Annotated in this window: 15 protein-coding genes; 10 read left to right on the plus strand and 5 right to left on the minus strand. The window is 49.6% G+C overall.

The features are described from left to right. Positions 1–84: 84 nt before the first annotated feature. Positions 85–1,521 (minus strand): mandelate racemase/muconate lactonizing enzyme family protein, encoded by a 1,437-nt coding sequence (locus ACYVAM_RS22935; protein WP_461071409.1) that lies wholly within the window; start codon positions 1,519–1,521, stop codon positions 85–87. Positions 1,522–1,794: 273 nt separating this feature from the next. On the opposite strand from ACYVAM_RS22935, the gene ACYVAM_RS22940 reads away from it, so the two are divergent. The 10 genes from ACYVAM_RS22940 to ACYVAM_RS22985 all read left to right on the plus strand — a co-directional run bounded on the left by ACYVAM_RS22940 (position 1,795) and on the right by ACYVAM_RS22985 (position 12,605). After that, on the plus strand, positions 1,795–2,733 hold the full coding sequence (locus tag ACYVAM_RS22940; protein ID WP_461071411.1) for an RraA family protein: 939 nt from the start codon (positions 1,795–1,797) through the stop codon (positions 2,731–2,733). A gap of 145 nt (positions 2,734–2,878) precedes the next feature. Beyond that, positions 2,879–3,811: an RraA family protein gene (locus ACYVAM_RS22945; protein ID WP_461071413.1), complete on the plus strand. Its 933-nt coding sequence runs from the start codon at positions 2,879–2,881 to the stop codon at positions 3,809–3,811. Between the two features lie 1,274 nt (positions 3,812–5,085). Then, complete coding sequence (locus ACYVAM_RS22950) at positions 5,086–6,126, plus strand: hypothetical protein (protein WP_461071415.1); 1,041 nt, start codon at positions 5,086–5,088, stop codon at positions 6,124–6,126. 120 nt (positions 6,127–6,246) lie between these two features. Then, positions 6,247–7,275, plus strand: coding sequence for a hypothetical protein (locus ACYVAM_RS22955; RefSeq protein WP_461071417.1), 1,029 nt, complete (start codon positions 6,247–6,249; stop codon positions 7,273–7,275). 65 nt (positions 7,276–7,340) lie between these two features. Further along, on the plus strand, positions 7,341–7,736 hold the full coding sequence (locus ACYVAM_RS22960) for a hypothetical protein (protein ID WP_461071419.1): 396 nt from the start codon (positions 7,341–7,343) through the stop codon (positions 7,734–7,736). 153 nt (positions 7,737–7,889) lie between these two features. Continuing rightward, positions 7,890–8,495 (plus strand): hypothetical protein, encoded by a 606-nt coding sequence (locus ACYVAM_RS22965; protein ID WP_461071421.1) that lies wholly within the window; start codon positions 7,890–7,892, stop codon positions 8,493–8,495. Between the two features lie 4 nt (positions 8,496–8,499). Continuing rightward, positions 8,500–9,024 (plus strand): CsgE family curli-type amyloid fiber assembly protein, encoded by a 525-nt coding sequence (locus ACYVAM_RS22970; protein WP_461071423.1) that lies wholly within the window; start codon positions 8,500–8,502, stop codon positions 9,022–9,024. Positions 9,025–9,072: 48 nt separating this feature from the next. Next, positions 9,073–9,498 (plus strand): curli production assembly/transport component CsgF, encoded by a 426-nt coding sequence (locus tag ACYVAM_RS22975; protein WP_461071425.1) that lies wholly within the window; start codon positions 9,073–9,075, stop codon positions 9,496–9,498. A gap of 68 nt (positions 9,499–9,566) precedes the next feature. Beyond that, positions 9,567–11,030, plus strand: a complete 1,464-nt coding sequence (locus tag ACYVAM_RS22980; protein WP_461071427.1) for a CsgG/HfaB family protein — start codon at positions 9,567–9,569, stop codon at positions 11,028–11,030. A gap of 42 nt (positions 11,031–11,072) precedes the next feature. Further along, positions 11,073–12,605, plus strand: a complete 1,533-nt coding sequence (locus ACYVAM_RS22985) for a carboxypeptidase regulatory-like domain-containing protein (RefSeq protein WP_461071429.1) — start codon at positions 11,073–11,075, stop codon at positions 12,603–12,605. A 478-nt stretch (positions 12,606–13,083) separates the two neighbouring features. On the opposite strand, the gene lgt is transcribed toward ACYVAM_RS22985, so the two are convergent. From lgt to ACYVAM_RS23005, 4 genes are all read right to left on the minus strand, one after another. Beyond that, positions 13,084–14,058, minus strand: coding sequence for a prolipoprotein diacylglyceryl transferase (gene lgt / locus ACYVAM_RS22990; protein WP_461071431.1), 975 nt, complete (start codon positions 14,056–14,058; stop codon positions 13,084–13,086). Positions 14,059–14,165: 107 nt separating this feature from the next. Then, the gene (locus ACYVAM_RS22995; RefSeq protein WP_461071433.1) at positions 14,166–15,821 is read right to left on the minus strand and encodes a glycerol-3-phosphate dehydrogenase/oxidase; all 1,656 of its coding nucleotides are present in this window, start codon (positions 15,819–15,821) and stop codon (positions 14,166–14,168) included. Between the two features lie 131 nt (positions 15,822–15,952). Beyond that, the gene (locus tag ACYVAM_RS23000; RefSeq protein ID WP_461071435.1) at positions 15,953–16,570 is read right to left on the minus strand and encodes a hypothetical protein; all 618 of its coding nucleotides are present in this window, start codon (positions 16,568–16,570) and stop codon (positions 15,953–15,955) included. Between the two features lie 98 nt (positions 16,571–16,668). Continuing rightward, positions 16,669–17,421, minus strand: coding sequence for a hypothetical protein (locus ACYVAM_RS23005; protein ID WP_461071437.1), 753 nt, complete (start codon positions 17,419–17,421; stop codon positions 16,669–16,671). Between the last annotated feature and the right edge of the window lie 86 nt (positions 17,422–17,507).

Raw genomic sequence — 17,507 nt, forward strand, 5'->3', positions numbered from 1 at the left:
CGATCCTGTCTGCATAGCCGCATTGGATGTCAACTCAACGGTTATGCAGGCAGGATCGGGGGCGCCCGTGCAAATGGCGTTACATTAACTCCACTCGCGGTCGGCAGAATCTTTTGTGTTCCAGATCTCGGTTGGCGCAAACCAGGTAGCGCCTTTCTTGAGGAATTTTTTGGCGGCATCTTCATTTAGCTCAACACCCAGGCCGGGCTTGTCGGGCACTTTCACAAAGCCTTTATCAACAATCGGCTTCATGCCCGTAACCAGGTCTTCCCAACCAGCGACGTCCACGCCGTGGTGTTCGAGGGCTACGAAATTCTCGGTAGCAGCCGCACAGTGTACGTTAGCCATCATCGAAATGGGCGAACCGGCAAAGTGCATGGCCATTGGAATACCTTTTTCTTCAGCATAGTCACCAATCTTCTTGGTTTCGAGCAGGCCACCCGATGTCGCCAGATCGGGGTGGATCATGTCGATGGCTTTGGCGTCGATGAGTTTGATGAACCCTTCCTTCAGGTAAATATCTTCACCCGTTAGTGTCGGGGTGTCAATGGCATCGGTAATCTGTTTCCATTGATCCGTATAGAACCAGGGCACCAGGTCTTCGAGCCAGGCCAGCCGGAATGGTTCCATTGCCTTGCCAATCTGAATGGCTGTGTTCACATCGAAATGACCAAAGTGATCGGCGGCCAGGGGAGTATCATACCCAACGATCTCCCGCACTTTACCAACGTGTTCAACCAGTCTATCAAGGCCCTTTTTGGTGACCTGAATTCGAGTAAATGGGTGCTTCGTGTTGGCATAATTACCAAGCTTCCCCGACTCTCTGTCGTTCCACTGCTGCTTAACGCTCCAGTTATTGGCATTGACCAGCATGCCCGGCTGATCGGCCAGCATCCCGATGCCGAAGTCCATTTTCAGGAAGGTATACCCCTGATCCCGGCGCTTCTTCATGTTTTCGGCAAACCCTTCGTACGTGTTGGATTCGGGCGTATCGGCATAGAGCCGGATAAAGTCGCGGTACTTTCCTCCCAGCAGTTGATAAGCCGGGACGTTATAGGCTTTACCAGCCAAATCCCAAAGGGCCATTTCAACACCACAAACCCCGCCAGCCGCACGGCTCTGGCCACCAAACTGCTTGATCTGTTTAAAAATCTGTTCTACGTTACAGGGATTTTTGCCCAGCAGCCGGCTTTTCAGCATCAGCGCATAATTGGCACTGGCCCCATCGCGGACTTCGCCCCAACCGATAAGACCCTGATTGGTATCGATCCGAATAATAGGGCTACTGAACGGTACGCCGTTCAAGACGGCAACCCGCATGTCCGTAATTTTCAAATCGGCGGGCTTCGAATCGCGGGGTACTTTTTGGGTAATGTATTCCATTTCCTGCTCGGCAGCATAGGCGGTCTGCTTGTCGAACATAAAACCGAGGGACAAGCCGCCTAAACCAGCATTTCGCAAAAAGTCACGGCGGTCAGAGGGATTGTCAGAGGCCGACAATCGGGAGAAAATGTTCTTCATGGCAAAAAAGGATTCAGGAGTTAATGGCGTTTATGGACAGTTTCTGTTCCAGGCTTATGGCCCGCTGGCCGTAATGAATCAGGACATTATCCAATAGTTACATAAGTATGTTAATACCAGTATTTTACTTATGATCTCGTCTTTTTGACTAAAATTCTCTCTATAAATTCTTCTTTCGTTCATGCAAAAAAGTGATGCGATAGGCGCAGATTGTATTGCCCACTCAATCAAGCACTTACTTGTCTCCTCAACCCGTTAACCTTTATTAAAACCATGTTAAAAAAAACGTTACTAGTTGCTACAGCCATTACCCTGATGGGCGGCTTTGTAGCCCAGGCCCAACGGGTAGGCTCATCGCCAGAATACGTTAAAGCGTTGACCGGCAACTGGAAAGGCGAGCGCTTTCCCGATGGTCGGCCCAAGATTCCAGATATTGTTCTGGAACGGCTGGCCAATTGCACACTGGAGCAGATTTGGGGGTATCTGGGTCAAAAAGGGTACCGCAATCAGGTCGAGAAAAACTGGATCATCCTCAAACCCGGCGAAACCATGACCGGGCGTGCCGTTACGGCCCAGTTCATGCCGACCCGTCCGGACCTCGATAGCCTGGTACGGGCGGAGGGGAAAGCAGAAGGCCGCTCCCAGAAAGGGGGTATTAACATCTGGCCAATCGATGTCTTGACGAAAGGCGATATTTATGTAGCGGATGGCTTCGGCAAGATTAAAGATGGCACCCTGATTGGCTCAAGCCTTGGCAATGCCATTTACGGCAAAACCGGAAAGGGTGTAATTTTTTACGGCTCGGTACGGGACATGCAGGAATTGAAGGATACCAAAGGATTCAACGCCTGGGTGAAAGGGCATGACCCGTCGTATATCAAAGACATGACGCCAACCTCCATCAACGCTCCGATTCGGATTGGCGACGTAACGGTAATTCCCGGGGATGCGGTATTTGCCAATGAGTATGGCACGGTGTTTATTCCGGCCCACCTTGTTGAAGGACTGGTGTCAGCTTCTGAAATGACCGCGCTCCGTGACGAATTCGAGCGGGTACTCCTGCAGCAGGGGAAATACCCATCGGGGGAAATTCATGGCGACTGGTCCGACAAAATCAAAGGTGAATTTAGAACCTGGGTTGGTAAATACCCGAAGAAACTAGCCATAACCGATAAAGACCTGGAAGCCTATTTAGCCAAAGAAGGACATTAACTACCTTTACACGTTGTAAATTGGTCCGTTGCCGAATCGTAAACAGCCACCGTAGAGTTACCTCCCACGTGTCTGTTACTTACGGTTCGGCAACGTCTGATTTTGGGCCTACTTACTCACTTACTTTCATTAATTAACCGGACAAATGAAATTCAGAATTGCGCTTTTAGTATCGTGCATCACCGTATTCTGCACTGGCCGTTCCGTATGGGGGCAAACCATCCCGAAAGACGAGCTGGTCTTTTTAACCTCGGAGTGGAAGGGTGATCGGTTTCCGGATGGACGTCCGAAAATTTCCGATGATCTGGTCGAACGGGCCAAACACATTGGAATTGATGATGCCTGGACGGTTTTAAAAAACGAAGGGTATACCAACCAGTTTGAAGGAAATTGGAAATTGATACACGACGACGTGCCGGTTACGGGCCGCGCCGTGACAGCCATGTTTATGCCTAGCCGACCCGATGTCGAGAAAACGATTAAGGAGCGGGGTATCTCGAAACAGGGCCGTAAAGGAAATACCAATACCTGGCCCATCGAAGTACTGACCAAAGGCGATGTCTATGTAGCCGATGCGTTTGGCAAGATTGGCGGGGGAACGCTCATGGGCGCTACACTGGGCAATGCCATTTTCAGCAAAACCGGCAATGGCGTCGTTTTTAACGGAGCAGCCCGAGATTTACAGGAACTCCAGAACATTAAGGGGTTCAACGCTTTCGTTCGCGATTTTCATCCGTCTTTTCTGGAAGAGATGGTTTTGATGGGGTTAAATGCCCCCATTCGCATAGGCAGTGTGATGGTGTTGCCCGGCGATCTGGTCATTGCTCAGCGGGAAGGGGTTCTGTTCGTGCCCGCTCACATGGCCGAACAGGTTGTCAGCACGGCCGAGTTTGTTACCCGCAAGGACCAGTTCGGCTTCGAAATGGTTAAATCGGGTAAATACACGACCGGTCAGATCGATAGCCAGTGGACCGATGAGATCAAAACGAATTTCCTTACCTGGCTTGGTAAACACCCCGAACTGGGTACCATGACCAAGCCTGAATTAGATAAAGTAATGAGCAAACGAACCTGGTAATGGCTGACGGAAGCCGTTGAGTAATCAAGCAAACGGATAGGCGAAAACGTTTACCGTTGCTTGATTACTTGAATCAGATTTGTCTATATAGCAGCCAACGCCTTGCCAAGGCAAGAAGAAAATATTTATTTGTTTAATAATTCCGACAACACTTAGTAAAACAAACTAACCATACAATAAACCACTTACATTGGTATTAAAATAAGCTGTTACCATAAATGAGTTTTTGATCAAAAAGACTTAAAAACAGCGCCGAAATAGTATAATTTTTATTGATAAATTACCTGTCTGTATGTACAGTGTATATTTGAATAGTTATAAATTAAAATGACATACTAAATAGGTACGATGACTACCGCTTGCTAAATATGGTGGTCATAAAGGTGGTAAAACACGGCTATATAGTGCCCCACAACTATGTTGAATAAATACAAATATGCTTTATTCCTGATACTTGACTAAATGGTACTATATCCTGATTATGAATCAATTAAATACTGCGTAAACTATTATTTAGATTATTTGCAAGAAAATATTGTACAATTTAATGACAGCTTAATGAACATAAGCTATAGCTCCGGTAGATAAACCATGTATTGGTTTTTTGATTTGTCCCTTTACCTTTGATTCATCCAAACGCGAAAGTTGTGTCACTTGATCTGAGGTTTTGGCTTTACGGCAAGTATTTACAGGGCTCACGTTAACTATCCACTTAACTATGATAACACATTTTCCTTCCTGCTTCGTCAGCAATTGGCAAGACTCCTTTATAGAGTGTGGTTTGTCTATGTTGTCTCAAATGATCACCTGATTCTACGGGTATTATTTCTATCGATTTTTTCCTGGAATGTAGCGAATAACGGGTAATCTTACCCTTTATCATAGGCTGGCCTGTTGCCAAAAAAATAACAGCGCGAGCAGCTGGTCATCTTCAGGGAAATAAACCAGACGACTTGTTCTCTACTGTGCAAGTACACCCATAAATATACAGCTAGCGGGTAGCGGTTAGCCGACAGACCCAGGAAACAGTCCTGTTTCCAAACGATGATTCGTGTGCTCAGGCAGGACCTACACCGGGTTCAGGCCGATGCAACCCAAATCTGCCCACGGTGATTGCTGACGCAACGTTGGGTAACGCACGCAGAGTATGGTGACGACGCTCGCTGGCCAGGAGATAGTCACCCACCCGAACCGTACTACGACACACACGGGCGAAAAGTCGCCGAAGACCTTACTTTCAATTCATTCTTTTTAATTTTTCTCTTTCATAAACCATGAAAAAAATAATTCTTTCCGTTATTGCCGTTTGTGCACTCACTACAACCTTCGCGCAAAACAGTGCTTCTTTAAGCCAAAATGGAACAGGTAACAACTCCAACTCAGCGCAGGTTGGCAGCTTTCAAACAGTAAACGTGGTGCAGGACGGAGCCAATAACGTAAACACCAACCAACAATTCAGCCACTATACGCAACAGGCCAACGTTACGCAAACCGGGCTGACGAATACGGCCAATACCTACCAGAACGCTGATGCAGGCCCAGGTAACTTTATCACGGTCAATCAGAACGGTACGGGTGTTGGTGGGAACAAAGCATTGGTTGATCAGTCTAATTTCTGGACAATTAATTCTCAGGCCACTGTTCTTCAAAATGGTCAAAATCTGCAATCACGCGTTGTTCAGTTGGGTGCTCAGAATGATGTGGCTAAAACCGATCAGGTGGGCGCCAGCCAAAATGCTACGATCAATCAGGGCAATGGCAATTTTCAAAGTAGCACAAATAGCTCTGCCTATATCCAGCAGTACAGTAATTTTGGTCCTCAGGATGCTACGATCAATCAATTAGGGGACAACAACAACGCGCAGATTTACCAGAGCAACAACGCTGGTCCAAACAACGTGGCAACTGTCAATCAGAACGGCAATAACAACATTGGCTTTCTGGATCAGTCCGATTTCGCTACGGTGTCCACCACCGGCTTCATTTCCCAAGTGGGTAACGGCAACCAGGCCTACCTCCAGCAGCGCGGTGGCGGTGCATTCACGAGTGGCTCGTCGGCAACCATTGGACAAACGGGCAACTCAAACTTCGCGAACCTGACCCAATACGGTGGTATCAACAACCAGGCGGCAATCAGCCAGACCGGTGACCAGAACATTGTAACAGGTATATCTGGCTCTTCTGCCCTGCAAATTGGCGCCAGCAACTCACTAACGGTAACCCAGGCGTCCTTAGTTGGCGGCCCTGGACAATATGCTCAGGTTCAACAACTTGGAACTGGAAACGTTGGTACAATCAACCAGACAGGTAACTAATTACGCTTATCCAACCTAATCTAGATTACCCTGGGTCAATGCCGACAAACGTCAGGTATTGCCCAGGGTAGATAGTTCGGTAGCCCGTTTGTCGATGCTGTTATTAAGTCTATCCCCACGATGAAGAAACTTTTCCTTTCCGGCGTTGCTTTCATGACGTTGTCGGTGGCTATTGCTCAAAACCAGGCTACACTTAGCCAAGTTGGTATGCAGCAAACCAGCCAGCAAAGTCAGGCAGGCAGTTACCTGAATTCGGCGGTAACGCAGGGAATGGGAACAAACACAACGCTTAATGCCAACAACAAAGCCTCGACCATTCAGGTGGGTACGTACCAGACAGCTGAAATTAATCAAAGCAATCTGGCAGTCGACAACACCGCTCTTTTGTTTCAACACGGCAACAACAACCTGACTGCCCATATTCAACAAACGAACACCAGCTTTAACAACAAGGCCTATCTGAATCAATACGGCGACAATAACAACGAAGCCCGCATTACCCAGTCGAATAGTTCCTCTACTAACAAGGCGACAATTGACATGGGAGGAGATGGGCCAACCGGCCTATACCCGGCTGGCTGGACACCCGTAAACGGCGGAACGGCTAGCATCGATCAGAGCGACAACAGCCACGATAACGTTGCCAGAATCGGTCAATCAGGTAATGGCCACGATGGACGTATATACCAAACCGGTAGCATAGGTAACAGTGAAGCCTACATTGATCAGTTCCCGTCTGGACTGGCAAATACGGCCGTTATCCGACAAACCAATCAGGTATCAGGAACGGCACGAATTATCCAAAACCAATACAGCTTCGGGAGTGGCAATGGAAATAATGTGGCCGAAGTAACGCAGGGAAGCGGCAGCGCTGACCTATCAGGCGGCAACTATACACTTGTCACGCAAGAGAATGCCAACAACATAAGCCGTAACCAACAACTGGGTACCAGCAATTTTGCCAGTATCAACCAGACAGGAAATGGCAACCTAGTGGAAGGGCTGGGCGCTGATTCAATTGCCCGGCAGATCGGCTCCGGAAACCAGCTATACATCCTGCAGAACAGTATGGGTGGAGCCGGAAACATAGCTCATGTCAGTCAAATGGGTACGGGCAATAGAGCAGTTATTACCCAAACCAGCAATTAACCATTCAATCAGGAAACCAGTCTATTACGCTTTATTCCTATTTATCGATACAATACAGCAAACATATGAAAAAGGCCCTTTTTTTAAGTTTTGCAACGCTTGGCAGCGTAGCCGCGATGGCTCAAAATACAGCCGTCATTAACCAGCAAGGCAACACCCACGATGTGTCAGTCGTGCAGCGGGGTGCTGGAAACACCTCTGTTGTCAGCCAGTCCAATGCAGGCTCTTCAAACAGCGTGGTTATTTCTCAGTCGGGTGCCGGCAATGTAGCGACCATTACGCAGGGAGGTATACCGGATGGTGCCACAGAGCCCAAAAACTCAGTAGTCACGTCGCAATCGGGTGAGGGCGAAACGATTGTCAACCAGTCCAATGACGGAAACACGATCAGTGTTTATCAAACAGGCCCCGCCCCGGCTGAGCAGAAAAAGAAATCAGAAAAAAAACGACCCCGAAACTAACGTGTACTTACGGGCTTTAGCCCGTGTATAATTGGCAGGCCATACGGGTTGAAGCCCGTGGGTACAGTAACACCACCAATGGACTGTACGCTAACTATACTAGTCAAATCATTCAACGAGGTGGTTTACCAACGAACTAAACATGAACGAGTTATGAAGCGCTTTTTCTTAGTTTCTTTCTGGATTGCCGGTACTGTAGCGCAGGCTCAGAGCAATGCGGGTGCCAGTAATAGCCAGGACGCCTTCTGGAATTTAACCTCCATACCCAGTCAGGCACAGGCAACACTGAAACTGGGAACAAACAGTGCTCCCGATCCCACCTCCTCATTAAACGACGTCACGGCTCATCAGAATGGAACCAGCAATACAGCTTTATTATCGGTTGTGTCGGGTTCTCAAAACCGGCTGGAGGTGAACCAGACCAATGGCTATAACTATAGCGACGTGACGCTGTCGGGCGTAAACAACAGTGTGCTATTGAACCAGACAGGCGGCAACAATAGCGCTTCGTTTGGGCTGAACGGTGCCAACAATCGGTTTATGCTCACCCAGGATGGCGGTGACCGCCTACAGATGACCGGGCTTCAGCAATCGAACACCCGGCTCGAAGTTGCCCAGGGGGCAGGCAGCAATACGCTGACCATTGACAATACGTCGTTGTTCCGGGATGCAACGGGCGCGGGCATTCCCAACCTGCGAATTGAGCAAAGCGGAGGAGCGACCGCAACGATTCAAAACGGACGGCTTTTCGGAAACTAACGCGATGGAAAAGCTACGACGGGGACTGTTCCTTATCCTATTTGGGCTGCTAAGCGGTGCTACCTGGGCACAGGACCCCGAACTGGAAGGCAGGCTCGAAGAAGATATTTTGACCGAAACGGTTGTCGCCGAAGAAGGAACCGAGACGCTGCTGCTGGATAACACGCGCTCAAAAATTGGGCGTGATTTTTACGAAGCTTTTTTTCGGCATTATGTTGAGTTACCCAAAGCCGTTTCGCCGACTGCACTGGCCGATAGTACGCTTAAAATAACACCAAAACTTGAACTTGATATTAACGCATTTCTAGTGACCATTGATGAATTACCGGCTTTTGGCATCGGCACAAGCATCATTTCCGTATCGCTGAACGACCAGATCGTCTGGCAGAATTACGTACAGATCCGGCAGGAAATTCTCGAACAATATGCCTTCAATGCGGCCGAAGTGGTGAACCAGTATGTCCTGAATTACCAGGAGGTTCAGCGGTCTCTCGAAAATGAAGACCAAAAAGGCAGTGGTTTATTTTAATAAACTAACGTGAGTTTATTGGCTTACAGCTTCGTCAACCTATACAGTATGAAAAACACGCTACTTCTCTTTCTTCTCTGCTTTGGCGTACGTGCGTATTCGTCAGGCCAGTCGTTTGTGTATCATCCGAATAACCCAAACTTCGGTGGCAATACATTCAATTACTCCTGGATGCTGAGTTCGGCCCAGGCACAGGACAGAACAAAGGACCCAACAGCCACTACAGCATCCCGGACAACCACAACCGGTGCCCCGAACTCACTCAATAATTTTGCCCAGAGTCTGCAAAATCAGCTCCTCAACCGAATCACGAATAGCCTTGTTGGGAATCAGTTTGGCGAGGGTACCTTAAAACCCGGCAATTATACCTTCGGCGATTATCAGGTTCAGATCAGCAATGGAACCGATGGCGTCGTTGTCCGTATCGTGGATGGAAAAGGGGGCGAAACGTCTATCACCATCCCCTATTTTTAATGGCCTCGTTCGGGATTTTGCACCACTACCGGAAACTAATTGCGCTTACCCTTCCTCTTTTTTATACCATGAACGTACGTTTAGTTGTCGCCATCCGGGCCTGTGTTCTGAGTGGTTTGGCTGGATGTTTAGCCGGCTGTTCGGCTTTCTTCCACCAGCCGACACAGGCCCGGCGCGCCCGGCTGGGCGAAGAAACGCCAACCACGGTGTCGCTTCGAGAGTTGCCCCTAGCCAAAGAAAAAATTGTAGCTGCCGTTTATAAATTCAGGGATCTGACGGGCCAGTATAAACAAACCGAAACGGGAACGGGCTTTTCGACCGCCGTCACCCAGGGAACCACCAACATTTTGCTCAAAGCGCTCGAAGAAAGTGGCTGGTTTGTGGCCATTGAGCGGGAGAATGTCAGTAATCTGCTCAACGAACGAAAAATCGTCCGCTCCAGTGTTGCGCAGTTTAAGGAAGGCGAAAACCTGCCTCCGCTCCTGTTTGCCGGTATTATTCTGGAAGGTGGCGTTGTTTCGTACGACGCCAATATCATTACCGGTGGCGGGGGCGTGCAGTACTTTGGCGCAGGTGGCGCTACCCAATACCGCCAGGATCGGGTAACGGTTTATCTGCGGGCTGTTTCGACAAAATCGGGAAAGATTTTAAAAACGATTTACACGTCAAAAACCATTCTATCTCAAACCGTTAATGCCAGTCTGTTTCGCTACGTAACCTTCAAGCGGCTCCTGGAAACAGAAACGGGCCTGACAACAACCGAGCCCGGACAACTGGCGGTGACCGAAGCCATCGAGAAAGCTGTCGAAGGGTTGATCATTGAAGGAGTTCGGGATGGGTTATGGACGGCGGCTGATAAATCGGCCGGAGCAATGAAAAAAACGCTCGATGCCTACGAACAGGAAAAAACGGTGATGAGCGAGACGGACGTGTACGGTCTGCGAAAAGAACTGGCTCCTCCTTTTCTTAGTCTTCATACCTACGCCGGCGTTATTCGTTATTACGGCGATTACGCCCGGCATACGCTCAAAGGAAGCTATGGAGCCTCACTGGATTTTCACATCACGCCCACTTTTGGCATTCAGGTCAATGGCGCCACGGGCGTGCTGGCCAGCGAGGGTGCCTTTTCCCGGAATATTTCCTCGCTGGAGGGTAATCTGATTTTCCGAACAATGCCGTATGAACGCTGGACACCCTTGCTGTTTGTTGGGGCAGGTGCCGTAGCGCAAAGCGGGGCTACTCCCTTCCAGTTTCAGGGCGCCAGCTATTTACAGGCGCAGGGCGGAGTGGGCGTACAGTTTTCTGCCAGTAAAGCCATTGGCTTCCGGTCGACTATCTCTTACAATCAACCGTTCACCGATGCCCTGGATGGCCGAGTTGCGGGGGCGCGCAACGACTACTACCTGCGGGGTACGCTGGGATTGGTTATTCATATTGGCCGGTTCTCTCTACCCAAATCCCGACCCGTTTCATCTCCACAAACAACGCCCCAGCCCAATGCGGCTCTGCCCCGCCCGACGCAAAAAAAATAACTGTTGCTTCATCACACAATACGAACTGACTCCTCACCATCAATGAATTATCTACGTTATTTACTTATTCTGTTTTCGAGCCTGCTGGTTTGCTGGAGTTGCAATGAAGACACCTACGTCGATCCCATTCAACTAGCTACCGTTCGGGGACGGGTTCTGTATAGTGTCAACCAACAACCCATTCGGAATGCAACGGTAACGTTATCGCCAACCAGTCGCGTTGTCACTACCGACTCGTCGGGTAATTTTCGTTTCGACAGCGTGCTGGTAGGTAGCTATACGATTCGGGTGGCCAAAGTCAACTATGGTACCGAATCGTCGACCATTACCGTAACGGCCGATGCCTCGCCCCTGGTCACGGTTTTATTGACCGACGACCAAACCCAAAATCGCCCGCCAACGGCACCAACGCTGGTTTCGCCAGCCTCTACCACGACCATTGGGTCAACTCTGCTCACGCTCAAATGGCGCGCAACAGATCCCAACCGAGATAGTCTGACGTACGATGTCTTATTGTTCAGATCAGGGAGCGCAACACCCACAGCATCCTATACAGGTCTGAGAGTCGATACGCTGAACCTGTCGAACCTGCTTTATAATACGACGTATTTGTGGCAGGTGATTGTTAAGGACGGCATCAATACCGTAAACGGTCCGATCTGGTCGTTTACCACGGGCCCGGTGCCCGATTATAGTTTCGTGTTTGCGCGCCGGATCAATGGGCAATATCAGCTCTTTACGGCGAACGCAACGGGCCCGATGGCGCAACTCACGCGGGATGGTAGCAACTGGCGACCTATCGTTAGCCCCAATCGACAGCAAATCGCCTATATTTCCAATATCAATACCGACCCGCAACTATTCATTATGAACGCCGACGGTAGTAATAGCCGACAGGTGACGACCGTGCCCATTGCGGGGCTGTATCAAACGGATTTGTCGTTTTGCTGGTCGCCGGATGGCACGCAGCTACTCTACCCCAACAACGACAGGCTTTTTGCCATTCGGACCGACGGAACCGGTCTGCACGTTGTGGCGCAGGCATCTTCCGGGCGCATCTTTGCGGGTTGTGACTGGACTCCGCAGGGCAACCGAATTGCCGCCCGAACGACGGGTACCAGTGTGTATGACAATGAAATCATAACGTTTGCGGCCGATGGCTCGGGGACAAGATCCGTTTATGTGCGTCGGGACAACCGCGTCGGTAATCCCGCCTTTTCGGTTGATGGGCGCCAACTGGTTTTCTCGGCTGATGTCAGTGGCTATATGAACGAACAGGGCCGCCAATTGGATGCCCGGCTTTACCTGCTCGATTTGACGACGAATGGCTTAACGGATTTATCGGTTACGCCAAATTCGTCGGCAAGCACCAGTCAAACGAATAAGCCAACCGGCACGAATGACCTGGACCCACGTTTTTCGCCGAACGGCTCACAACTCGTGTTCACTAATGCCGACAATACAGGCAACGGCACACGGTCGGTGTATACCATCGAGTTGACCGGAACAGCCCAGCCCACACAAAACCGCAAACTGCTGTTTACCTCGGCCGAGATGCCCTATTGGCGCCAGTGAGTTATTTTTCACGGCAACCGAACTAGTGGATAACGTAGTATGAAATTCCTTCGAAGCCAATCAGCAGCGCTAAACAGGAAAATGTCACGTTCAACTTCTCTCGGGAAACGGGCTCTGGCTCTGGTCAATGGGGGCTTAGATACGCACGATGGAGATGTTTAATGCCCTGTCGTTTGCAATCAGAAATGGTATGTAACCAATAAACTGTTGCAAAAGTAAACGGATCATTTGATGGGTCAAGTAGTAACTAATAGCTTGACTCGCTTATGTTGGAAAACAGCTACCCAAAAGACCTGGCTGGTTAATGTACAAACGTTTGTAACAGCCCCTGAAATTACAATGAGCTAATAGGAGTAAGAAAGATGAATCGTGTCGGTTTCAATCCCGTTGCTTATGTTTAAAGCACAGTCTCGGATCTGAATCCGATATTTAGATTATAGTAAAGAACTTACGTTAGAAAACTGCTTCTTGATTTTCACTATACGGTTGTAACACCTTGAAAATGTCTTATTTCGAGAGAACGCTTACCCGAAACTAAAGCTTCACATCTCTTCGAATTGGCCTTCCTGGAGGCTGGTAGAGCTGACTGATAATCGCATTGATAACAAAGGCTCGACGATTGAATCACCAGGGCAACCGGAAGTAGGGAAGCAGGTCTGATAAAATTCCTTAGAAGTAAAATCAACCCCAGCAAAATGGCGGGTATACTTAATAGTTGACCCATGTTAAGGCTCATACTATCTTCAAAAGTAACTTGGTTTTCTTTAAAGAACTCCCAGACGAAGCGCAGGCCAAACACCCAAACTAAGGAGATGCCTAACATAGTCCCCGATGCCGCTTGGTTGCGGTAGTTCTTCCAGTACCAGAATAGCCCTATGAATAAAATCAGGTAAGACAACGATTCATAGAGTTGGGTAGGATGGCGAGGTACCTGACTAAACTCGTGATCTCTCAGGAAGATGAAAGCCCAGGGTACATCGGTCGGTTTCCCAAAAATTTCGGAATTCATTAAATTACCAAATCGAATAAAGGCCCCTGTTAAAGCCGCCACAATGCAAATTCGATCACTAACCCATAAAAATGTTTGACCACTGATTTGACTCGACTGACGACGTGAGTAAAGCCAAAGGCCAATAATGATGCCCAGTATACCCCCATGACTAGCCAATCCACCAAAAGGGGGTGTTATGATGTATAACGGATCTCGAATGAACATGTAAGGTTCATAAAACAAAAAGTGCCCTAGTCTGGCCCCTAGAACCGTTGAGATAACCATTGTCAGGAGCAACGGATCCGTATCAGAAAGGGGCTTCTTCTCAGTTCTGAAAATGTGATTCATAATTTGAACGCCAATCAGGAATCCAATAGCGAACAGCAAGCCGTACCATCTCACAGGCAAAGAGCCAATCCGAACGATTTCAGGATCAACATTCCAGATAATGTATTGAAGCATATTTTCCTGTATAAGTAGCGTTCTGCTAATCAGAAGTAGATCCAAGCCTGTTATTCGCCTGTTTTAGAGCGTTCAACTTGTAAAATTCCAGACCATACCCGTAACGGTCAGTTAGTTTCTACGACTGATTGACTGGCTGTTAATCCGGCCTGTTTGCTAAATGATTCCAGTAAATTCCGGTACGCCTGTATCTGCCCGACCTGGTGCGCATCGCCCCACATCAATTCATTGCCCATCAGGCTGGCTACCTGTGGGATTAGCTGAGCGGTCAGTTGCCAGTCGGACAGCTCAAGCCGCCATCGGCGAGCCAGTACATCACGCAGAGTAACGGCCATTTCTTCCCGAACCTGGTACACCACTTCGGCCTTAATAAAGGGCTGGCTATCAGTGAGTTTTTCAGCCAAAGAGGGCTGTTTTTCGGTGAGTTGAGCGATGCGTTCCGCCCGGTTTCCGTACGTTCGCATCAGGTGCTGGCAAACATCAGTTGGCAAGCCATATTGGGTTTGCAATAGCTGCCAATCGTCGAACCGGTACGCTTCGCCCCCAATGAGGTAGTGCGTTTCTGTGCGGCCGGGCACCGTTCTTTTCAACAGTTCACCTGCCCGGTCAATCGCGTCCTGGGCCATTAGCCGGTAGGTTGTCCATTTGCCGCCCAGTAAACTCAGCAAACCAGACTCCGAATCATGTTCCACTTCGTGGTCGCGAAGAAGTGTTTTTGTATCGGCACGACTACTCACAATCAGTGGGCGAATGCCCCCAAAACCGGCCTGTACCTCCGAACGGAGTGGTGTTTTAGCCAAATAGGGCTTTACGGTTTCGAGCAGGTAGTCGACTTCATCCGGCTCCAGCACTGGTTCCAATGCCAAATCCGAGTAGTCATTATCGGTTGTTCCCACAAATACGTTATCGCCGAATGGAATGGCAAAAACTACGCGTCCATCTTTCGTTTTCGGAATCAGTACGGCGTAATCACTTTGCAGCGTTTGGCGGGGCAGCACAATATGCACACCCTTGCTGGGCCGAATGCGCGGTTCGAGAGCGGGGTTAGCCAGCAATCGGATTCCATCGGCATAAGGACCTGTACAATTTAAAAATACAGTTGCCCGAACAGATATAGTCTCTCCTGTCAGTTGATCCTGAACAACAGCCGTTTTGAGCTGGCCTTTCTCCCGGCCAAAATCAGTAACAGCGGCATAATTGACGACGGCAGCACTGGCTTCGTCGGCCGAGTGAGCGAGAGCCAGCGCGTAACGGGCATCGTTAAACTGACCATCGTAGTAAAGTACGGCGCTGTGCATCTGACGCGTAAGCATCGGGCTTTTTTCCAGGGCCTGTGCCTGATTAAGCCAACTGCCTTTGGGAAAGGCATCATGGCCCGCAATAAAATCGTAAAGCGATAGGCCGATGGTCATATACATACCTTCAAACCAACTGAATACGGGCGTCAGAATAGCCAGCGGATGCGCCAGATGAGGGGCATTTCGAATAACGGTCCGGCGTTCGGCCAGGCCGTGACGTACCTGCCGTAGTTGCGCCAGATCGAGTTTTTTAATGGCCTGTTCCAGATACCGGACCCCGCCATGAATCAATTTGGTGGATCGGGAGGAAGTTTCTCCGGCAAAATCACCCCGGTCGATGAGCGCTACGCGGTAACCGCGCAAAGCCGCGTCCAGAGCAGCACCAGCGCCACTGGCGCCCGCCCCGATTATACAAATATCAAATGTTTCCTGCCGCAGCCGCTCCCAGTTTTTTTTCCGATTCATACGTAAAGGTACACGGTTATTGGCTAAGTTACTCAACAAGGCATCTCATCTGACCGCTATCTAAATAGGTGCAGAACAGCGCATTTAGTTCACGGGACTCCCAAATCCAGCCCCTTCCCTTAACCCGTTGCCTAGCCCGAAAAACTTCGGCTACGGCCACCAAAGAAACCACTCCGACCACCCGATGGCCGAACCGTGCGGGTTACACGCGATGTACGGATATTCTCCCCAACCTGCGTTGACCGCTGATAGAGGCCCGGATTCGCATACACGCCAGAGCCGTATCGACGTTGGTCATTAACATACTGCGATGAATTGGATCGGCCCAGCATGTATCCCAAACTTCCCCACAGCAATACATTGGCCAGACCATTGTGATGATGCGCCTGGTACGCATTTGGATTATTGAGGTAAGTGCTTGTAGACTGGTCCGTTTCGACGAGTTTCTTGGCGGCTTCTACGCTCAGCGTGTCCCGATGGCCATCGAAGTAGCTAACGATGGCCCCCGCCTGATCAGGTCCCGTTTGGACCTCGTCGGTGATTTTAAAATTACCGGGCGCGGTTTCGGTGATGTAGGTTCGAACACCTTTCCGGAAGCTTGTTTCAGTTCGTTCTGCCGCTTCGTCGGAATTATTGCTGCCGCAACTCTGCAACATAGCAGCTCCATTGAGCAGCGCCAGACTGAGGGTAGCACTGAGGGTGATGTCTTTTACGCGCCGAAGAACGGCATGCCGACGAAGGGGTGTCATGGTCTGAATAGGATGATGTTCAGCCACTAAACTACGGTACTAAGCCGAGGGTTACAACCCGATGCGGATGAACCGTCGGCTTAGCCAACCAACGGTCGCTAGAAAGGACGGAAGCTGTTGCCAAATAATAACGTTATACCTGCCGATACACTAACGACGCTAACGACTCTGTTGCTGCTGTAAACCAAACTTTCTGAACGAATAGATCCGTTTGTAGCGGTGGACGTCAGGTTATTGAACGTGAAGTCGGCACGGCTGTAGTCGGCATTGAGGTTGAGGGCCGTACTGCGTCCAAGGCGATACCGCAGGGTTACTCCGCCCCCCAGAGACAAGGCCGTGCTTTGGGAGCCGGTTGTCTGGACCGCCATTTCCGTTGCCCCGAAATTACCGGCCATGGCCGTATTAGGCAGCACCGCCAAAGCCCGGCCAGCCAGTAAGCGTCCATCTATGGAAAAGAGCCCCATCGGAATAGAGATGTATGGGCCAGCCATTATGCTGAGAACAGACCAGTTATCGGCTTTAGCTGTCCAGACGTCGGAGTCGTTGCGGTAGAGTGCATTGAGCATGGCGCTGGTATTTACGGTATTCCGATGCTGCTCTCCCCGGATCATAAGACCAATGGGGCCAGCAATCCGATAGCCGGTTGATAGGTTAAACGCAAACCCCTGACCGGCCATACAAGCCTGTCCATCAGCGGGTTCACAGCTGGCATACCGCCCAATGGGAAGACTGGCCCCTGCCGAAACGGAGAAAAATCCTTTTTTATCCTGATGCGATAAAATAAACGTCTTCTGACAAAAGGCAGCGGTGGTCATACCAGCGGCCAACACCGTGAGGAAGAGCTTTTTCATGGCGAATTACGTATCGAGTAAAGTAGTAAAAGCTCACTCTACAAATTCAGTGCCATAAATAAAAAGCGAATGAGTGAACGAGTGAA

The organism is Spirosoma horti (assembly GCF_054776595.1).

What these genes read in the sequence shown, in the direction of transcription:
- ACYVAM_RS22935 (WP_461071409.1), bottom strand. Translation starts at nt 1,521, where the DNA reads ATGAAGAACATTTTCTCCCGATTGTCGGCCTCTGACAATCCCTCTGAC.
- ACYVAM_RS22940 (WP_461071411.1), top strand. Translation starts at nt 1,795, where the DNA reads ATGTTAAAAAAAACGTTACTAGTTGCTACAGCCATTACCCTGATGGGC.
- ACYVAM_RS22945 (WP_461071413.1), top strand. Translation starts at nt 2,879, where the DNA reads ATGAAATTCAGAATTGCGCTTTTAGTATCGTGCATCACCGTATTCTGC.
- ACYVAM_RS22950 (WP_461071415.1), top strand. Translation starts at nt 5,086, where the DNA reads ATGAAAAAAATAATTCTTTCCGTTATTGCCGTTTGTGCACTCACTACA.
- ACYVAM_RS22955 (WP_461071417.1), top strand. Translation starts at nt 6,247, where the DNA reads ATGAAGAAACTTTTCCTTTCCGGCGTTGCTTTCATGACGTTGTCGGTG.
- ACYVAM_RS22960 (WP_461071419.1), top strand. Translation starts at nt 7,341, where the DNA reads ATGAAAAAGGCCCTTTTTTTAAGTTTTGCAACGCTTGGCAGCGTAGCC.
- ACYVAM_RS22965 (WP_461071421.1), top strand. Translation starts at nt 7,890, where the DNA reads ATGAAGCGCTTTTTCTTAGTTTCTTTCTGGATTGCCGGTACTGTAGCG.
- ACYVAM_RS22970 (WP_461071423.1), top strand. Translation starts at nt 8,500, where the DNA reads ATGGAAAAGCTACGACGGGGACTGTTCCTTATCCTATTTGGGCTGCTA.
- ACYVAM_RS22975 (WP_461071425.1), top strand. Translation starts at nt 9,073, where the DNA reads ATGAAAAACACGCTACTTCTCTTTCTTCTCTGCTTTGGCGTACGTGCG.
- ACYVAM_RS22980 (WP_461071427.1), top strand. Translation starts at nt 9,567, where the DNA reads ATGAACGTACGTTTAGTTGTCGCCATCCGGGCCTGTGTTCTGAGTGGT.
- ACYVAM_RS22985 (WP_461071429.1), top strand. Translation starts at nt 11,073, where the DNA reads ATGAATTATCTACGTTATTTACTTATTCTGTTTTCGAGCCTGCTGGTT.
- lgt (WP_461071431.1), bottom strand. Translation starts at nt 14,058, where the DNA reads ATGCTTCAATACATTATCTGGAATGTTGATCCTGAAATCGTTCGGATT.
- ACYVAM_RS22995 (WP_461071433.1), bottom strand. Translation starts at nt 15,821, where the DNA reads ATGAATCGGAAAAAAAACTGGGAGCGGCTGCGGCAGGAAACATTTGAT.
- ACYVAM_RS23000 (WP_461071435.1), bottom strand. Translation starts at nt 16,570, where the DNA reads ATGACACCCCTTCGTCGGCATGCCGTTCTTCGGCGCGTAAAAGACATC.
- ACYVAM_RS23005 (WP_461071437.1), bottom strand. Translation starts at nt 17,421, where the DNA reads ATGAAAAAGCTCTTCCTCACGGTGTTGGCCGCTGGTATGACCACCGCT.